The 18,873-nt window shown below is 37.7% G+C and carries 20 protein-coding genes; 3 read left to right on the top strand and 17 right to left on the bottom strand.

The window, feature by feature from the left end:
* The first annotated feature begins 223 nt into the window (after positions 1-223).
* The 3 genes from EJA19_RS12715 to EJA19_RS09175 all read left to right on the top strand — a co-directional run bounded on the left by EJA19_RS12715 (position 224) and on the right by EJA19_RS09175 (position 3,110).
* Positions 224-391, top strand: coding sequence for a DUF5522 domain-containing protein (locus EJA19_RS12715; protein WP_158611376.1), 168 nt, complete (start codon positions 224-226; stop codon positions 389-391).
* Positions 392-558: 167 nt separating this feature from the next.
* Positions 559-2,547 (top strand): urocanate hydratase, encoded by a 1,989-nt coding sequence (locus tag EJA19_RS09180; RefSeq protein WP_125468078.1) that lies wholly within the window; start codon positions 559-561, stop codon positions 2,545-2,547.
* A gap of 23 nt (positions 2,548-2,570) precedes the next feature.
* Positions 2,571-3,110 carry a DUF4136 domain-containing protein gene (locus tag EJA19_RS09175; protein WP_125468077.1) on the top strand — a complete coding sequence of 180 codons (540 nt, stop codon included), beginning with the start codon at positions 2,571-2,573 and terminating at the stop codon, positions 3,108-3,110.
* A gap of 58 nt (positions 3,111-3,168) precedes the next feature.
* Here the strand turns inward: EJA19_RS09175 and EJA19_RS09170 are convergent, their stop codons facing one another.
* The 17 genes from EJA19_RS09170 to paaB form a co-directional block, all read right to left on the bottom strand.
* Entirely contained in the window at positions 3,169-3,516 is a 348-nt protein-coding gene (locus EJA19_RS09170) for a hypothetical protein (RefSeq protein ID WP_125468076.1), read from the bottom strand.
* A 103-nt stretch (positions 3,517-3,619) separates the two neighbouring features.
* Positions 3,620-5,695: an alpha-ketoacid dehydrogenase subunit alpha/beta gene (locus EJA19_RS09165; RefSeq protein ID WP_206075167.1), complete on the bottom strand. Its 2,076-nt coding sequence runs from the start codon at positions 5,693-5,695 to the stop codon at positions 3,620-3,622.
* An 82-nt stretch (positions 5,696-5,777) separates the two neighbouring features.
* Positions 5,778-6,836, bottom strand: a complete 1,059-nt coding sequence (locus EJA19_RS09160) for a branched-chain amino acid aminotransferase (protein ID WP_125468074.1) — start codon at positions 6,834-6,836, stop codon at positions 5,778-5,780.
* Between the two features lie 47 nt (positions 6,837-6,883).
* The gene (locus EJA19_RS09155; RefSeq protein WP_125468073.1) at positions 6,884-8,203 is read right to left on the bottom strand and encodes a dihydrolipoamide acetyltransferase family protein; all 1,320 of its coding nucleotides are present in this window, start codon (positions 8,201-8,203) and stop codon (positions 6,884-6,886) included.
* 24 nt (positions 8,204-8,227) lie between these two features.
* Positions 8,228-8,824, bottom strand: a complete 597-nt coding sequence (locus EJA19_RS09150; RefSeq protein ID WP_125468072.1) for an acyltransferase — start codon at positions 8,822-8,824, stop codon at positions 8,228-8,230.
* Positions 8,824-9,582, bottom strand: a complete 759-nt coding sequence (locus EJA19_RS09145; RefSeq protein WP_125468071.1) for an enoyl-CoA hydratase/isomerase family protein — start codon at positions 9,580-9,582, stop codon at positions 8,824-8,826. Before EJA19_RS09145 ends, EJA19_RS09150 begins: the two co-directional genes overlap by 1 nt.
* 2 nt (positions 9,583-9,584) lie before the next feature.
* Positions 9,585-12,095, bottom strand: coding sequence for a phenylacetic acid degradation bifunctional protein PaaZ (paaZ, locus tag EJA19_RS09140; RefSeq protein ID WP_125468070.1), 2,511 nt, complete (start codon positions 12,093-12,095; stop codon positions 9,585-9,587).
* A 49-nt stretch (positions 12,096-12,144) separates the two neighbouring features.
* Positions 12,145-13,356, bottom strand: a complete 1,212-nt coding sequence (gene pcaF / locus EJA19_RS09135; RefSeq protein WP_125468069.1) for a 3-oxoadipyl-CoA thiolase — start codon at positions 13,354-13,356, stop codon at positions 12,145-12,147.
* A 103-nt stretch (positions 13,357-13,459) separates the two neighbouring features.
* Positions 13,460-13,864 carry a PaaI family thioesterase gene (locus EJA19_RS09130; protein WP_125468068.1) on the bottom strand — a complete coding sequence of 135 codons (405 nt, stop codon included), beginning with the start codon at positions 13,862-13,864 and terminating at the stop codon, positions 13,460-13,462.
* Positions 13,861-14,280, bottom strand: coding sequence for a hypothetical protein (locus EJA19_RS09125; RefSeq protein WP_125468067.1), 420 nt, complete (start codon positions 14,278-14,280; stop codon positions 13,861-13,863). The genes EJA19_RS09130 and EJA19_RS09125 overlap by 4 nt, the downstream gene beginning before the upstream one ends.
* 16 nt (positions 14,281-14,296) lie before the next feature.
* The gene (locus EJA19_RS09120) at positions 14,297-15,472 is read right to left on the bottom strand and encodes a 3-hydroxyacyl-CoA dehydrogenase NAD-binding domain-containing protein (protein WP_125468354.1); all 1,176 of its coding nucleotides are present in this window, start codon (positions 15,470-15,472) and stop codon (positions 14,297-14,299) included.
* Positions 15,473-15,525: 53 nt separating this feature from the next.
* Positions 15,526-15,885, bottom strand: a complete 360-nt coding sequence (locus EJA19_RS09115; protein ID WP_125468066.1) for a four helix bundle protein — start codon at positions 15,883-15,885, stop codon at positions 15,526-15,528.
* Positions 15,886-15,930: 45 nt separating this feature from the next.
* The gene (locus EJA19_RS09110) at positions 15,931-16,716 is read right to left on the bottom strand and encodes an enoyl-CoA hydratase-related protein (protein ID WP_125468065.1); all 786 of its coding nucleotides are present in this window, start codon (positions 16,714-16,716) and stop codon (positions 15,931-15,933) included.
* Positions 16,717-16,823: 107 nt separating this feature from the next.
* Positions 16,824-17,324, bottom strand: a complete 501-nt coding sequence (paaD, locus tag EJA19_RS09105) for a 1,2-phenylacetyl-CoA epoxidase subunit PaaD (RefSeq protein ID WP_125468064.1) — start codon at positions 17,322-17,324, stop codon at positions 16,824-16,826.
* 52 nt (positions 17,325-17,376) lie between these two features.
* A complete protein-coding gene (paaC, locus tag EJA19_RS09100) occupies positions 17,377-18,129 on the bottom strand; it encodes a 1,2-phenylacetyl-CoA epoxidase subunit PaaC (RefSeq protein WP_125468063.1) in 753 nt (250 codons plus the stop codon).
* A gap of 45 nt (positions 18,130-18,174) precedes the next feature.
* Positions 18,175-18,516 carry a four helix bundle protein gene (locus EJA19_RS09095; RefSeq protein ID WP_125468062.1) on the bottom strand — a complete coding sequence of 114 codons (342 nt, stop codon included), beginning with the start codon at positions 18,514-18,516 and terminating at the stop codon, positions 18,175-18,177.
* 54 nt (positions 18,517-18,570) lie between these two features.
* Positions 18,571-18,861, bottom strand: coding sequence for a 1,2-phenylacetyl-CoA epoxidase subunit PaaB (gene paaB / locus EJA19_RS09090; RefSeq protein ID WP_125468061.1), 291 nt, complete (start codon positions 18,859-18,861; stop codon positions 18,571-18,573).
* Between the last annotated feature and the right edge of the window lie 12 nt (positions 18,862-18,873).

The following is an 18,873-nucleotide window of genomic DNA, read 5'->3' as shown; positions in this document are numbered from 1 at the left end:
ACATACCACAAGTAAAAGAATATAATTGAAAGCTCTAGCTGTTGTTTTAAATGAATTTTTTCATGATTAATCAATGTCTTACTTGTCCTCTTAATACTATGTTTTAAAACAATAAAAGGAAACAAAGTAATTCCTATAAACCCTTTGGGTACTAAATATTTTGAATAAATAATCACAGCAAACTCATTACAAAAATCACTCCAATTTACGTTATCTTTGTAACATGATAAAAAAACGAATCCCTATTGAAGATGGCGATTATTATTTAACGTCTGACGGCTATCGCTGTTTTACAGAACAATACCACTTAAAACGTGGCTATTGTTGTGAAAGCGGTTGCAGACATTGCCCTTATGGGTTTGATAAAAAAACTAATACTCAAAAAAAATAATTTGGATATTTTTTTCATGACATACCGCAATAAAGTCGCCTACACGCATCATCGTGTTGATATTAGGTATCCCTAGATGTTTTTAGTTATATCCAAGCAGCATATTGGATAGCTGTTTCTTCATACATACTAACAAAAACACCTATAATCATCATAAAACAATAAACATGACATTTCAAGAACACATATTACAAGGCATACCTAACGAACTCCCAAACACTAAGCCTTACGACAGTACCATAAATCACGCACCAAAACGTAAAGAAATTCTTACCAAAGAAGAAAAAAATCTAGCTTTAAAAAATGCTTTACGTTACTTCGATCCTAAACATCATGCAACTTTATTACCTGAATTTTCTGAAGAACTAGAAAATTATGGCCGTATATACATGTACCGTTTTCGTCCAGAGTATAAAATGTATGCACGACCTATAGAAGACTACCCAGCAAATTCTAAACAAGCTGCCGCAATTATGCTCATGATTCAAAATAATTTAGACTATGCTGTGGCACAACATCCACACGAACTTATTACTTATGGAGGTAATGGTGCAGTATTTTCTAATTGGGCACAATATCTTTTAACGATGAAGTATTTAGCCGAAATGACAGACGAACAAACACTAGTTATGTATTCTGGTCATCCAATGGGCTTGTTTCCTTCTCATAAAGATGCTCCAAGGGTAGTTGTAACTAACGGAATGATGATACCTAATTACTCCAAACCTGATGATTGGGAAAAATTTAATGCTTTAGGCGTAACACAATATGGGCAAATGACAGCTGGAAGTTATATGTATATTGGCCCTCAAGGTATTGTTCATGGTACCACTATTACAGTTTTAAATGGATTTAGAAAAATAAATAAATCACCAAAAGGTCACATTTTTGTAACGTCTGGACTAGGTGGTATGTCTGGTGCGCAACCAAAAGCAGGAAATATTGCAGGTTGTATAACCGTTTGTGCCGAAGTAAACCCAAAAATCACACAAGTACGACTAGATCAAGGTTGGATAGATGAAAAAATTACAGATTTAGACGATTTAGTATCACGTGTAAAACAAGCTAAAGACAAACAAGAAACCATTTCTCTGGCCTACTTGGGTAATGTAGTAGATGTTTGGGAAAAGTTTGATGAAGCTAATATTCAAATTGATTTAGGAAGTGATCAAACCTCTCTTCACAATCCTTGGGCTGGCGGTTATTATCCAGCAGGCCAATCTTTTGAAGCTTCTAATAAAATGATGGCCAATAACCCAGAACTATTCAAAGAAAAAGTTCAGCAAAGCTTACGTCGACATGCAGATGCTATAAACAAACATACAGCTAAAGAGACATACTTCTTTGACTACGGAAACGCTTTCTTACTGGAAGCCTCAAGAGCTGGGGCCAATGTGATGTCAGAAAATCCTACATTAGGCCGCGAATTTAAATACCCTAGTTATGTTCAAGATATCATGGGCCCCATGTGTTTTGATTATGGCTTTGGCCCATTTAGATGGGTTTGTACCTCTGGAAACCCAGAAGATCTTCAAAAAACAGATGACATTGCTTGCCAAGTTTTAGAAGAGATTAAGAAAGACTCACCCAAAGACATCCAACAGCAAATGGCCGATAATATTCAATGGATAAAAGGCGCTCAAGAAAACAAATTAGTTGTAGGTTCGCAAGCCAGAATTCTATATGCTGATGCCGAAGGCCGTATGAAAATTGCGAAAGCCTTTAACGATGCTATTGCAAAAGGCGACATTGGATATGTTGTTTTAGGGCGCGATCATCATGATGTTTCGGGTACCGATTCGCCTTATCGAGAAACAAGTAATATTTATGATGGATCACGCTTTACAGCAGATATGGCTATTCAAAACGTGATTGGCGACAGCTTTAGAGGCGCCACTTGGGTAAGCATTCACAATGGTGGTGGTGTTGGCTGGGGCGAAGTTATAAACGGAGGATTCGGCATGGTTCTTGATGGTAGTTCTGATGCTGAAAGACGTTTAAAATCAATGCTTTTCTGGGATGTTAACAATGGTATTTCACGTCGTAGTTGGGCAAGAAATGAAGGTGCCGTTTTTGCTATTAAACGTGCCATGGAATATGAACCGAATCTAAAAGTTACAATACCAAACTTAGTTGACGATAATTTATTATCTTAACTGTAAATTAAAAATAAAACGTTATGAAAAATGTATCTTCTTATCTAATGATAGGACTATGTACCATAGTTCTATCTGCTTGCAGCTCTATAAAAGTTGTTTCAGATTACGACAAAAATGCCAATTTTGATACTTACAAATCGTTTGCTTTTTATAAAGCTGGCATTGACAAAGCAGAAATAAACGATCTTGACAAACGTAGAATACTAAGAGCTATAGAAACTGAGCTTTTAGCCAAAGGTTTCTCAAAATCGGAAAATCCAGATTTACTAGTTAGTATATTTACGCAGTCTAGAGAAGAAATCAATGTGTATAATAATAATGGCCCTTACGGATATGGTTGGGGTTGGAGTCCTTGGTATTGGAATAATTATAATACAACTGTTTCTACCTCTACCGAAGGTATTTTATATATTGATTTAATCGATGCCGAAAGAAAAGAACTTATTTGGCAAGGTAAAGGTACTGGATATCTCTCTGAAAATAGAGAAAGTAAAATTGAAATTATAAACGAGTTTGTTAAAGAGATTTTAGCAAAATATCCTCCAGAAATTAAAGAATAACTAAAATTAAAAAAGGCAGCTAATTAGCTGCCTTTTTATTTTGTCATTTTAAAAGAAATTATTTTTTCTTTTCCTTTACTAATGATTTCTTATAAGTCACATATTGCTCTTCTGTCAATATTTTCTTCAATTCAGCATCAATGGTCTTGTTTATTGACTCTCTTCCATCGCTTTTAATAGCATTAGAATTATTCATTTTATTTAATTCTGCTAAATTTTGTTCAGCATTTACTAATACCTTAAAAACTTCTCCCTGCTGTTGTCCTGATAATGCCACTAATTGATGTAGATTGTATGTTTTTTCTTTAGCAATAGCTTCAGCCCTCACATTGTCTTGAGCAACAGACGATTGCATTCCTATAAAAAGAAACGCTATAAAACTTAAAAGTGATAAGTACTTTTTCATAATTTAATTTAATTAATAGTTTTCAAACAAAGTTCGATAAATATACAAATATTCATCTTAAAATAAACTTTAACATTAAGCTTTTTAAAAAATTATTGTTTTTTTAAAAGTTTAATAGCTCTTCAATCTTAACTTTCACCTTTTCTGTAGATGGAATCATGGTTTGCTCCAATGTTGAATTCAATGGAATAGCTGGCATATTCTCACTACCAATAGTCATTACTGGCGCATCTAAATATCGAAAACACTCCTCTTGTATTTTCCCTGATAACGCTCTAGCAAAACTATTATTACTTGGCTCCTCAGTTATCACTAAACATTTCCCTGTTTTTTTAACCGATTTCATAATCGTGTCTTCATCCAACGGATACAATGTTCTCAAGTCGATAACTTCTATTTGATCTTTTAAGCCTAACTCTTCTGAAGCATTCATGGCCCAATGCACACCCATTCCATAAGTTACAATAGTACACGTTTCTACATCATCTTGCTTCCAGATTTCTTGTAACACCCAAGCTTGTCCAAAAGGTAACACATAATCTTCAGCTGGTTCTACAGAGGTTGCGCCTTGTGTTCCTGGTACTTTAGACCAGTACAAGCCTTTATGCTCAAAAATCACAACAGGATTTGGATCGTGGTATGCAGCTTTCATTAAGCCTTTTAAATCGGCACCATTACTTGGGTAAGCAATTTTAACACCTCTAATGTTAGTCACCACACTTTCCACAGAAGATGAATGGTAAGGTCCGCCACTTCCATAAGCTCCAATTGGCACGCGTAAAATCATACTTACAGGCCATTTCCCATTACTTAGGTAGCAACTTCTGCTCACTTCTGTAAATAATTGATTGAGTCCTGGCCAAATATAATCGGCAAACTGTACCTCAACAATTGGTTTTAAACCAACCGCACTCATCCCAACAGTTGAACCCACAATAAAGGCCTCTTGAATGGGCGTATTAAACACACGATCGTCACCAAATTTTTGGGCTAATGTGGCTGCTTCTCTAAAAACACCACCAAGTCTACCTCCTACATCTTGACCGTACAACAAACACTCAGGATGCTTCTTCATCAACTCTTCAACAGCAAATAAAGCACAATCCACCATAACTACTTTTTCGGCACCTTTAGGTGAACGCTCGCCTTGTTCTTCTGTAATTGGTGTTGGTGCAAAATCATGCGTAAATAAATCTTCTGGAGTTGGATCCTCAGCTTTTAAGGCTTTTTGATACGCTTTTTCGACTTCGGTTTTGATTTCGGTTTCGATGTCTTCGATATCCTTTTGTGTGAAACCATTGTCTAGCAATTGTTGTTTAAGCACTGGATAAGGATCACGCGATTGGGCTTCTTCCAAGTCATCACGATACCATTCCATTCTCACACCAGACGTATGATGGTTTAACAACGGTACTTTAGCGTGAACTAAAATTGGACGACGTTCTTCACGTATGATTTTAATCACTTTTTCTAGTGCTTCATAACTTTCGATAAAGTTAGCGCCATCTATAGAAATGGCTTCTAAACCGTGAAATCCTTGGGCGTATTCTGCTGCACTTTGTGCTCTAGTTTCTGCTTCGTTTGCTGAAATATCCCAACCATTATCCTGCACTAAATACAAAATTGGCATTTGTTTTAAAGCTGCCATTTGAAAGGCCTCAGCAATTTCACCTTCGGTTACTGATGCGTCACCCAAACTACAAACGGTGATTGGATTTAGTTTAGATTCTTCACTATCGTTCTGAACAACATTTGAATTTTGAAGTCCTTGCTTTTCCAAATATTGCATTCCCTTTGCCACACCTGTTGCTGGGATGGCTTGCATACCTGTTGCCGAAGATTGATGTGGAATTTTTGGCTTGTCCGCATCTTTTAAACTTGGATGCGAATAATAGGTACGTCCACCCGAAAACGGATCGTCTTTTTTTGCTAATACTTGTAACATTAAATCGTAAGGTGTCATACCAAAAGCTAATAACATGGCATCGTCTCTGTAATAAGGAAACGCATAATCTTGAGGCAACAACTGCATTCCTAAAGCGGTCTGAATCGCCTCGTGACCACGTGATGTGGCGTGCACATATTTTGAAACTACTTTAAAATTGGCTTCGTACAACTCGGCCATTGTTTTGGCGGTTACTAAATTGGTGAATCCTTGTTTTAATATGTCTTTATTCATAACTATTTCCCACGAAAGTGGGAATCTTTTTTTGTTATACTATCCCTTTCTGCTTAAAGATTCCTGCCTACACAGGAATGAATTACTCTTCAACCTTTATCATCCAGTTAAATTTATCTTCAATTCTTCCAGTTTTAATATCATTTAATGTTTTGTTGACATCCAATCCTACCGGGCTTTCATCAGAAACGTGAATGTCGCCATTTTCTGTACCGATACTTTGAATGTATGCAATCCCAACTGCCGTTCCTGTTCCAAAAGCTTCTTCTAGAATACCTTTTTCTGAAGCTTCGCGAATTTCGGTTAATGTAATTGGGCGTTCTATAACTTCAAAACCTTTATCTTTTAAAATATCGATAACGCTCATTCTGGTAATGCCGTCGAGAATTGCACCATCGCGCTTTGGAGTAATAAACTTCCCATCTATTTTAAAGAAGATATTCATTGTTCCCACTTCTTGAATATACTCGTGTTCTGCAGCATCTAACCACAACACTTGATCGTATCCTTTGGCTTTTGCCAACTCGGTTGGGCGAATCGCTGCTGCGTAATTTCCGGCGGCTTTAGCTTCGCCTGTACCACCATCAACAGCACGAACATATTTCTTTTCTGCCCATAGATTGATACGCTTACTAAAAAATGGTCCTGCTGGCGATGCCATAATGATAAATTTATAGCTTGTTGCAGCGCGCATCCCGATAAAAGCTTCGTCGGCATACATAAACGGACGTAAATACAAGGCGCTACCATCTTGTGGTGGAATCCAAGCTTTATCCATTGCTACGAGTTGTTTTAACCCTTCTACAAACAAATCTTCTGGTACGTTTGGCATTCCCATTCTTTCTGCGCTAAAATTTAAGCGTGCCGCATTTTTATCGGCGCGAAATAGCATTGGTGTGCCGTCGTTATTTACCGTGGCTTTCATGCCTTCGAAAATGGCTTGACCATAATGCAATGCCATTGCTGCTGGATGCGTTGGAATTAATGCTAGTGGCTCTATCCTTGGGTTTTGCCACTGACCATCTTTATAATCACAAATAAACATATGATCTGTGAAAGAGGTTCCTAATGGTATATTGTTGAAATCGATAGTTTCAACGTTTGACTGTTTTATTTTGTTTATTGATATGTTGTAAGACATAACTTTAAATTGATGAGATCCTGAAACAAGTTCAGGATGACAGTTAATTATATTTTTCTATTGGTATCAAATTGTTCTAAATAATCGGCTACGCGACGCACGAAACTCCCACCTAAATAACCATCAACAACACGATGATCGAAAGACAATGACAAGTACATCATACTGCGTATGGCAATTTCGTCTCCTTTTTCGGTTTGGATAACTTCTGGGCGTTTTTTAATAATCCCTAAGGCTAGAATGGCTACTTCTGGCTGGTTGATAATAGGTGTCCCCATAACACTACCAAAAGTCCCCACATTGGATATGGTGAATGTACTTCCTTTTATATCGTCGCCGCCTAACTTATTTTCTCTGGCTTTTCCGGCTAGTTTATTTACATTTTCAGCTAAGGTTTTTAGATCTTTGGTATCGGCATTTTTTACAACTGGAACGATTAGGTTTCCACTTGGTAAAGCAGTTGCCATACCTATATTGATATCCTCTTTGACAATGATATTATTACCATCAACTGAGGCATTGATATTAGGAAAATCTTTGACCGCCTTAGCCACAGCTTCTACAAATAATGGTGTAAAAGTTAGTTTTTCGCCGTATTTTTCTTGAAACTTTACTTTATTGTCATTTCGCCAGTTAACTAAATTGGTTAAATCGGCTTCGACATAAGCGGTAACGTGTGGTGACGTGTGTTTGGAATACACCATATGATCGGCAATCATTTGGCGCATACGATCCATTTCTATGATTTTACCTTTGCCCTTATCAAATTCTAACTGCGGAATACGATAAGCCGTTGGATCTTGTGCCACGGGTTGCGCAAACTGATATGGACGTCCTTCTTCGATATAGCTGAAGACATCACTTTTACGCAAGCGTCCTCCGTTACCCGTTGCAGGAATTCTTGCTAATTCTTCAAAACTGATATGGTGCTGTTTTGCGATTGAAATTACCAACGGCGAGAAAAATCTATCTTCATTTGAAACCGTAAAAGATGAAGACACTGAATGAGGCATCTCAACTATACTTGGTTTGGAAGGACGCTTCTTTTTAAGTTGTTTTTTAGATTTTTGAGGTTCTTCGCTATCGCTCTGAATGACATCGGTTTTCTTTGATAATTTTGCTTTTTCAGAAACTTCCAATATGGCAATAATTTCACCAACCTTAACGACATCTTTAGCTTGAAACTTAGCTTCAAGCAAAGTACCTGATGCTGGTGCTGGGACTTCATTATCTACTTTATCGGTAGCGACTTCTAATAAAATATCTCCCTCATCGAAGGTATCGCCTTCATTGACTAACCAATTGATTATGGTGCCTTCTGTGATGCTCTCGCCCATTTTGGGCATTTTTAATTCGAATTTTGACATTCTTAATAACTAATGTTTGTTAGTTTATTTCTTCATAAAGTCACGTAATGTTTCATACGTATTTTCTTGTACTATTCTATCCTTCGGCACTTCACGAAGCGGCTCAACTTCACGTAAGGTGTCGTGACAGTCTTCTGGTAATTGTTGATATAATTGTGTGCCTTTGGTTTTCCAAGCAATCATCTCGTCTGTAACTTGCTTGATGACTTTTGCTGGATTACCAACCACCAAACTACGCGATGGGATTTTAGTTTCGGCTTTTACGAAAGCCATTGCGCCTACAATACTTTCATCACCAATTTCGGCATCATCCATAATCACAGAATTCATCCCAATTAGGCAATTACGACCCAAATTGGCTCCGTGAATTATGGCTCCGTGTCCAACGTGCGCACTCTCTTTTAAGGTAATTGATTTTCCAGGAAACATATGTACCGTACAATTTTCTTGAACATTAACACCGTCCTCCAAAATAATCTGACCCCAATCGCCACGAATGGCTGCTCCCGGACCTATGTAACAGTTTTTGCCAATAATAACATTGCCCGTGACTGCTGCCAATGGATGTACGAAACTGCTTTCGTGAACAACGGGTATGTAGCCTTGGAATGCGTAAACCACTATTTAAATCGTTTTAAGGTTTCCTTTGTAAATTCACTCAATACCAATCGGCCACTAATTATGGCGCGTTCTGCTAAAAGTGCATCCCAATCTTCTGTACCTTTCCAAAACATTGTTTTCATTTCCTTCATGGCTTCTGGGTTGTAACTGCAAAGGTTTTGTGCAAAGGCTTTTACTGCTTCATCCAATTCCTCTGTGGTTTCGAACACTTGTGTGAATAGCCCTTTTTGTTTTGCCCAATCAGCTGGATAAAAGGTGTTGGCATCTATGGCTATTTGTGACATTCCACTTAATCCTAATTTGCGCTGTACTGCTGGTCCAACTACAAAAGGCCCAATACCTATATTGAGTTCGCTTAATTTAATGGCTGCAAATTTTGTTGCCATACAATAATCGGTTGCTGAAGCAAGTCCAACACCGCCTCCAACAGTTTTCCCTTGAACGCGACCAATAATGAATTTTGGACATTTACGCATCGCATTTATCACATTGGCAAATCCTGAAAAGAATACTTTTCCTGTGGCTTCGTCATTGATATTGATAAGCTCATTAAAACTTGCTCCAGCACAAAATGTTCTATCTCCTCCACTTTTAAGAACGATGACTTTAATGTCGTCGTTATTGCCAGCATCTGTGATAGTCTGTGCTAGTTCAGCCAGAATGTTCCCTGGCAAGGAATTATGTGCAGGATGAAAAAACTCGATATATCCTACTTGGTTTTCTATTTCTAACTTTACGTAAGGTTGTTGTTCTGACATAATTATATTAATCCAAATTGTTCAAAATGATGATTTAAATGTTTTCTTTCCAATAGGTATGATTCGTAACGGTTCAATTCACCAAAAACCAAATTCTTCAATTTAGCCTCTGGATTTTCCTTGAAAAATGTGATGTATTTTTCACGTTGTACTTTAAACTTTTCAATAGCTGTTTCCAAATCTGGATATTTTAGATCTTCTAATTTATCTTTTTCAAGATTTGGGAATTGTGCGTTCTGAGGAAACTTCTTATAATCATACAAACTGGCGTGTACTTTATCTAAAATCTTTTCTGGTGTGGCGATTTCAAAATCCTGAATCTCGCCAGACGCAATTTTATAGGTGTACTCCAAATGCTCAATCATATGCTGTGGCGTCATAATACCCCATTTTGGTTTGGCATCTGCGGTTAGTTTGGAAAGACACTCATCAATTTTTTTATCGGTCATTTCCACAAAAGTCTCTTGTTTTTTCTGAACCATTGTTAAAATAGTTGCAATGGCTACCAATGCTTCTTGGTCTTCATCAGGATCCGTATCAAACACCTCAACATACCATTTTACAATACCTGAAGGGTGTTCGGTTCCTTTTTGTTCACGATCCACTTTTTCCTTACATGTTAATCGCACATAAATGGTGTCGTTATGGTATAATGGGCGTAAAAATCGAATACTATCCAAACCATAATTAGCGGCTACGGGACCTTTGTTAGGATATACAAACAAACCTGCTGCTGCCGAAATAATGAAATAACCGTGTGCCGTTCGTTTCTCAAAAATACTGCCATCTAAAGATGTAATATCTGTGTGGGCATAAAAATGATCCCACGTGAGATTAGCAAAATTGATAACATCGGTATCGGTTAATGTTCGCTTATGCGTTTCTAACGACATACCAGGCTGAATATCTTCCCAGTGATACGCAAACGGATGCTTTGGTGATTCTTTATAAGCTGACTTTGGCTGGTAAATGCCTGTAATTTCGGTTAGTGTTGTTGGCGAACCTTGTATGGCGCAACGTTGTAAATAATGTTTAATACCACGAACACCGCCCATTTCTTCGCCGCCACCAGCACGTCCTGGACCACCATGAATTAGATTTGGTAATGGTGAACCGTGACCTGTACTTTCTTTAGCATTTTCTCTATTCAACACTAAAATTCTACCGTGGTGTGTTGCTGCCGAAATAGTATAATCTCGTGCGATCGTATCGTCATTAGTAACAATGGAACTCACCAAAGAGCCTTTACCCATTTTCGATAACTTAATAGCATCATCCAATGTTTTATAAGGCATCAAAGTACTTACAGGACCAAAGGCTTCGGTAATGTGAGCCGCTTCGTTTTTAAACGGATCATCCTCACGAAGTAAAATAGGTTTTATAAATGCGCCTTTTTTTGCATCGGCACCAATAGTTTTGGCGGCATCAAAATCACCATAAACAATATCGGCTGTTTTTGCGATTTTTTCAATTTGTTCTTTTACCGAATTACGTTGCGCATCGTTTACCAAAGCGCCCATTCTAACTTCTTTTAATCGCGGATCGCCAATAGTAACTTTATCTAATTGCTTCCCTAAAGCTATTTGTACATCTTCAATAAGATTTTCCGGAACAATAATACGACGAATTGCCGTACATTTTTGACCACACTTCACGGTCATTTCATTTCTAACTTCCTTTATAAACAAGTCGAATTCTGGCGTTCCAGGGATGGCATCTTCCCCTAAAATTGAGGCATTCAAAGAATCGGCTTCCATAGTAAACGGAACCGATTCTGCTAAAATCTGCGGGTGGTTTTTAAGCAACTTCCCGGTGGATGCAGAACCGGTAAAGGTCACTACATCTTGCGACTGTACCGTATCTAAAATGGTTTTTGCCGTACCACTAATTAGTTGCAAAGCACCTTCTGGAAGAATTCCTGAAGCTATAATTTCTTTTACAACAGCCTCGGTTAAATAAGCTGTTTGCGGCGCTGGTAAAACCACTGCTGGCATTCCAGCCATCCAATTAACAGCACACTTTTCCAACATTCCCCAAACGGGAAAATTAAAGGCATTAATGTGAACAGCCACACCTTCGCGAGGCACCATAATATGATGTGCCATAAAGCGTCCTCCTCGTGATAAATCGATAGGTTCTCCTTCGACATGAAAGGGTTGATTAGGGAATAGTTTTCGTAGTGATGCGTTAGAAAACAGGTTTCCAAAACCACCTTCAATATCTATCCAACTATCAATTTTAGTGGCACCAGTACGGTAGCTTACTTCGTAAAAATCTCTTTTTTTCTTTTGAAGATAAAATGCTAATTTTTTAAGCATTAATCCACGTTCTTGAAAGGTCATTTTTCTAAGGGCATCACCTTTTACTCTTCCATATTGAAGGATTTCAGGAATATCCAAACCTTCGGTGGTGACGTTTGTAAAATGCTCGCCTGTTACCGAGTCTAGGATGGGCGTTCCTTCTCCTTTTCCGTCTATCCACTGACCTTGTATGTAATGTTGTGTTTTGTTCATACTTAAAACTTTATAGTAGATTCCGCTTCAAGTGCGGAATGACAAATCATTATTTATTTACATTTTCAATTACCGCAGCATATCCTTGGCCCACGCCTACACACATCGTTACCAAAGCATACCGTTTATTTTGTTCTTTCAACTCTAAAGCCGCTGAATACGTAATTCTTGCTCCTGTAACTCCAAGCGGATGCCCGATTGCAATAGAACCTCCGTTAGGGTTTAATCTTGAATCATCATCTGCCAATCCCCAAGCTCTAGTACACGCCAATGCTTGTGCGGCAAAGGCTTCGTTAAGCTCAATAACATCCATATCGTCCATTGTCAACCCTGCTTTTGCTAACGCTTTATTAGACGCTTCCACAGGACCAATACCCATAATTCGTGGCTCGACACCAACTACGGCCGAACTTACTATTCGCGCCATTGGTTTTAGGTTATATTTTTTAACCGCTTCTTCTGAAGCTATGATTGTTGCTGCTGCACCATCATTTAATCCTGATGAATTTCCTGCCGTCACACTTCCGCCTTCTTTTTTAAAAGCTGGACGAAGTCTTGCTAAAATTTCTTTTGTGGTTCTTGGTTTTACAAATTCATCTTTTGAAAAGATGATTGGATCTTTTTTACGTTGTGGAATTTCAACCGAAATAATTTCTCTTTCCAAACGTCCATTTTCTTGTGCTTTGGTAGCTTTCATCTGGCTCCAATAGGCAAAAGCATCTTGATCTTCACGTGAGATATTATATTTATCAACTAAATTCTCGGCAGTTACTCCCATACCATCCGTGCCGTACATCTCGTGCATTTTTGGATTGACAAATCGCCATCCAAAACTACTATCATACATTTTGGAATCGTTACCAAATGCGCTTGATGGTTTCGCTACCACATAAGGGCCGCGAGTCATATTTTCAACGCCTCCAGATATAAACAGATCGCCATCGCCTGCTTTTATCGCTCGATTGGCGTGAATAATTGCTGATAAGCCCGAGCTACACAATCTGTTGACTGTTTCGCCCGGCACCGTAAAAGGTAACCCTGCTAACAATGCGCACATTCTAGCGACATTACGGTTGTCTTCGCCTGCCTGATTGGCACAGCCCATAATAACATCGTCATAGGCCTCTTTTGGAATGTTTGGATTTCGTTTTACAATTTCTTTAATGACTAAGGCTCCTAAATCGTCTGTCCGTACAGCAGATAAAGTTCCTTTGTAATTTCCTATTGGTGTTCTTATGCCGTCTATAATGTATGCTTCCATATTATTTTGAAATCGAAGCCGAAATTGAAATCGAACTTCTTACGTTTGTTTTTCTTTATTTTTTAAGATCCTGAATCAAGTTCAGAATGACAAATATTTTCTTTTACTCCCAATCTTTTTGTGTACGATAAACCACGCCCTTAAAAAGTGCTACAAGTTCATCGCCTCGTTTTACTTCTATGATATTAAATCCTAGTTTGTTTTTTACGTTTTCTATAACCGATTCGGCTACTAAATAATCGCCTTCTTCTAATGCTTCAATGTGATTAATACTCGTTTCTATGGAAACTGCAAATTTACCGTGCGTATTGGCGGCAAACCCGAAAGCGGTGTCTGCCAAAGCATAACTAATGCCGCCATGTGCTTTCCCCATACTATTGAGCATTTCCTTGCGAACTGTCATTGCCACACGACAACGACCTATTTCACATTCTAAAATTTCAATACCCAACCACGTACTAAATGGGTCTAGTGATAGCATTTTATGTGGAATTTGTTCGCCTTTCAAAATCTATTATTTTTTTCTACTAATTTATAACCTAACCAAGCCATTGGAATATAGGCTGCTGCCAAATCCAAAATGATAAACCACGTTGGCGCTGGAATCATAAATGCTGCTGAAATACCTCCTAATAAAAAGAATACTCCTATAAACATTGCATAAGCAAATTTGCTTTTCGTGACTATTTTTGCTGTAATCAATGCACCTACCAACGTCCCTATGGCGTGTGCCAAAAATGGCATAATGTAATGTTTAGCTTCCAATAAATCTGCTGCTGCTTTTATGCCTTCGGCGGTAGATAAATCGGCACCTTCTGGTGGTGGTATAATGGAACCACTAATGGTGATAATTCCCATATTTACTATTCCCCCAATAACTATTCCTGCTATGATAGCGAGAATACTTCTTAGTGTTGTGTTCATAGTCGGCTCGGTTTAGTTAGTAAAACGTTCTATTGTCTTTATTCATTTTTCGTAATAATGGGCTACAACGGTAACGATCTTCGTGATATTCGTTGTAAAGTTCCTCCATTTTCGTCACACACCATTCTATTCCTTTTTCATCAGCCCAAGCTAATAATCCTTTTGGGTAGTTAACACCTTTGGTCATAGCATTATCAATGTCTTCAGCAGAAGCGATATTTAAAAACAAGGCGTCTGCTGCTTCGTTTATGAGCATAACTAAAACACGGTTGAAAATACTTCCTGCCAGTTCTTTATGAGATTCTGAATCAAGTTCAGAATGACAAGTACTTATTTTTTTACCATTATCGTCATAATCGTAATAGCCTTTCCCTGATTTTCGTCCTAAATAGCCAGCTTCACTCAAGCGTTTTTGTGTGAAACTTGGCTTGTAACGTGGATCGAAGTAAAAGGCTGTAAACACCGTTTCGGTTACGGTATAATTGACATCGTTCCCAATGAAATCCATCAATTCGAAAGGCCCCATTCTGAATCCTCCAATATCTTTCATAGCTGCATCAATCTCAGAAAAAGATGCGATGCCTTCTTCATAAATCCGTAGAGCTTCTCCATAAAATGGACGTGCTACACGATTAACAATAAAGCCAGGCGTATCCTTGGCTACGGCAACCGTTTTTTTCCAGCTCGTAATTGTCTCAACTGATTTATCCAAAACCGCTTTTGAGGTTTGCACGGCTGGAATAACCTCAACCAGTTTCATTAACGGTGCTGGATTAAAAAAGTGAATGCCCACACAACGTTCTGGTTTATGCAAGGATGATGCGATAGACGCAATGGACAAGCTTGATGTATTTGAAGCTATAATGCAATCGTCTGACACATAGCTTTCCAATTCTGAAAACACCTTCTTTTTTATGTCTAGGTTTTCAATAATGGCTTCGATAGTTAGATTTGAGTTTGCTAAATCCTTCAAACTATTTACATACGAAATGTTACTTTGAATTCTCGATTTCTCCTCAGTATCAATACGTCCTTTTTCGATAAGACGATTTAATATTTTTTCAAGGCTAGCTTTGGCTTTGTCTAAAGCTGCTTGATTGGTGTCATATAATTTTACAGAACAACCAGCAGTTGCCGCTACTTGTGCAATACCGCTTCCCATTGTTCCAGATCCGATTACTCCCACAAGCATTGGAGATTGGAGATTGGAGATTGGAGATTTTTGATTTGACATATCCAAAATTATTATTTTAATTTATTTGAGGCTGTTTTTATACTTGCAACGAAAATTGAAATTAACTCATCATTTTCTTTCATAAGCTTATCTATTAAATTAGTTTCAGATATAAGTTTTGCACCTTTTTGAATTTTCATATTTATTAAACATTCACGAAGTTCTTTTAAACAAATTTTCATTTTATGAAGAAAATCTCTAGTAGATTCACCACTTCTAGCTTCGCCATAATTTAAAGCTGATGATGTTGCTGACCTGATAAGCTGTTTAGCTAAATGTTCAGATGCAAATGACTTATCAATACTTTTGCAAACTACAATACTATCTATTGCAAATTGAATAAGTCTGATTTCAAGTTCGTTTGCTTTCATAATCTAAAATCTGATATCCTAAATCGTTAATCTTCAATCAAAAAATTATCTTCCTTTAAATGCTGGTTTTCGTTTTTCTACAAATGCCGAAACACCTTCTTTGTAATCTTCGGTTTGAGCAGCTTCTATTTGTAATTTGGATTCTAAAGCTAATTGTTCTTCCAAGCTATTCGTCAACGATTGGTTAAACGCTTCTTTTATCTTCCCTAACGCTAAGGTTGGCATATTGGCTAGTTTCAACGCCAGTTTGTTAACTTCTTCTTCAAAATTTTCTAATGGTAGTACTTTGTAAATCATCCCCAAACGTTCGGCTTCTTCTGCAGATACTTTATCGCCTAGCATCGCCAATGCAGATGCTTTTTGAAACCCAATAAGTCTAGGCAAAAAAAACGTTCCTGCACTATCAGGAATCAATCCTATTAAGCTAAATGCTTGAATAAAACTCACTTTTTCGTGTGCTACAACCACATCGCAAGCCAAAGCAATGTTGGCTCCCGCTCCTGCCGCGACACCATTAATAGCTCCAATAATTGGTTTTTTAATGGTTCTAATTCTTGTGATAATGGGATTGTAGTGTTCTTCTAATATTTTTTTGAAGCCTGGGTTTAATTCTGGCGAAGTCACTTCTTTAAGGTCTTGACCTGCACAAAAAGCTTTACCATTTCCCGTTAGAACGATTGCTCTAACCTCTTTGTTAGTTTCACAGTCATCAAATACTTGTTGAAGACGTAACGCCATTTCGCGATTGAAGCTATTAAACACTTCTGGTCGGTTTAGCGAAATGTACGCAATATTGTTTTCAATTTTTAATTCAATTGAAGTGTTGCTCATACCTATGTGTTGTTTTATTTAGATTCCGTATCGCGTACGGAATTACTATTTTTTAGCTCATTTTATTTAATGAGACCCTGAAATTAGTTCAGGATGACAGCTTACCGTCATTTCAAACATTTAAAATAATCGAATGGTTCTTGGCAATCGTTGCATTTAAATTGCGCTTTGCAAGCCGTTGAACCAAACTGACTAATCATTGTTGTGTTTTTGCTTCCGCATTGCGGACATTTTACTAATTGCTTACCTTCTAACAACACCGATTTGTCTGCCTCGGCATCTAAAGGTGCTGCAATACCATAATCTTCTAGTGCCTGTCGGCCTTTTGGTGTTATCCAATCGGTTGTCCAAGCAGGGTGCAAAATTAAATCTACTTCGGCTTTATATCCTGCTTTTTTTAAAGCGCTTTTAATATCGTCACCTATAACATCCATTGCAGGGCAACCGCTATAGGTTGGTGTGATTTCTATTTTAACGGTATCTCCTTCAATTACAGCAGAACGCACAACACCCATATCCATAATGGAAAGCACTGGGATTTCAGGGTCTGAAATTTGCTCCAAAATAGGAATGAGCTTTTCGTTTATGTTTTGTTGCGTTGTTGTCATAGTTTATAATTAAGATTCTGAAACAAGTTCAGAATGACAAATCAAAGGCTTGTTACCACTCCATATTTGGGTAGGCGCGTTGCATATATTGTAAATCGGCTAATAAATACCCCATATGCTCGGTATGTATACCTTGCTTACCTCCTTTTTGGAAATATTTGCTTTCTGGAATATCTAGTGTTGCTGTTTCCAGAACATTTTCTACTTCTTTATAATACGCCTCTTTTAGCTTGGTAACATCTACGCCAACACCTTCCTCAACCATTGCTTTGTCCGCTTCGGTTTGATGAAATAATTCATCGGTGTACGTCCATAAATCGTTTATGGCTGTTTGGATGCGATCGTGACTTTCTTTAGTGCCATCACCTAGACGTTTTATCCAATCGGATGAGAAACGTTTATGATAACTCACTTCTTTAATCGATTTTTTTGCAATCGCCGATAGGTTTAAATCGGTGCTTTTTTCTAATTCGGTTAGCATTAAAAAATGATATACATCGAACAAGAATTGTCTTGCTATTGTATAACCGAAATCGGTATTGGGTTGTTCTACCAAAAGCACATTGACATATTCACGTTCTTTACGAAGCATAGCAATATCATCTTCAGTTCTACCGTCGCCTGCGATTTTTGCTGCATACTGATAGTAACTGCGCACTTGCCCCAATAAATCCAATGACATATTGGTGCACGCAATGTCGGTTTCTAAACTTGGACCGTGACCACAAAGCTCCCCTAATCGCTGACCTAGTATTAGGCTGTTGTCTGCAATGCCAAGTATGTAATTGTATAAGTTTTGATTCATAGTATTCTTTTGAAGACGAAGTTGAAGATGAATTCGAAGTCGAAATTAATAGCGTTTTAATATTGTTACTACAATTCTTATCAATTCGTCATTTTCATTACGTAATGGTTCTAATTTCTCAATCTCAAATAAATCAGCTTTAATCTGAATATTAATATTTCTTAAACACTCTCTTAATTCCTTAAGTGTTATTCTCAACTTATTGGCCTTATCTTTATCTGAAGCCGCACCAAGATATTCTCCAAAATTTAAAGCAGATGAGCACGAAGATCGAATGAGTTGTTTAGCTAAATAATCAGCTGAATAGCTAAACGGTTTTTTGTCGTAAAAAAGAATAATTGAAGCGGCAAAATCTTCAAGCCTACTATCCAAATCATACTTTTTCATTAAAAAACAATTTTCATCTTCAGTTTCTACTTCGTCTTCATCTTCGTTTTCTTTCTACATATGCTTCACATCGTCTGGTAAATCGTAAAAGGTTGGGTGACGATAGACTTTATCTTGAGCTGGCTCAAATAATTCGCCGTTATGTTCTGGGTTTGATGCTGTTATATGTTTACTTTCTACCACCCAAATGCTCACACCTTCGTTTCTTCTAGTATATACATCACGTGCATTTTCCAAGGCCATTTCGGCATCGGCAGCGTGAAGGCTACCAAAATGACGGTGTTCTAATCCATTTTTACTTCTTACAAAAACCTCCCAAAGAGGCCAATTTTTCTTTGCTGACATAATTATTCTTGA

The organism is Mangrovimonas spongiae (assembly GCF_003944795.1).
Taxonomy (GTDB): Bacteria; Bacteroidota; Bacteroidia; order Flavobacteriales; family Flavobacteriaceae; genus Mangrovimonas; species Mangrovimonas spongiae.
This window is presented reverse-complemented; position numbering and strand designations above follow the sequence as displayed.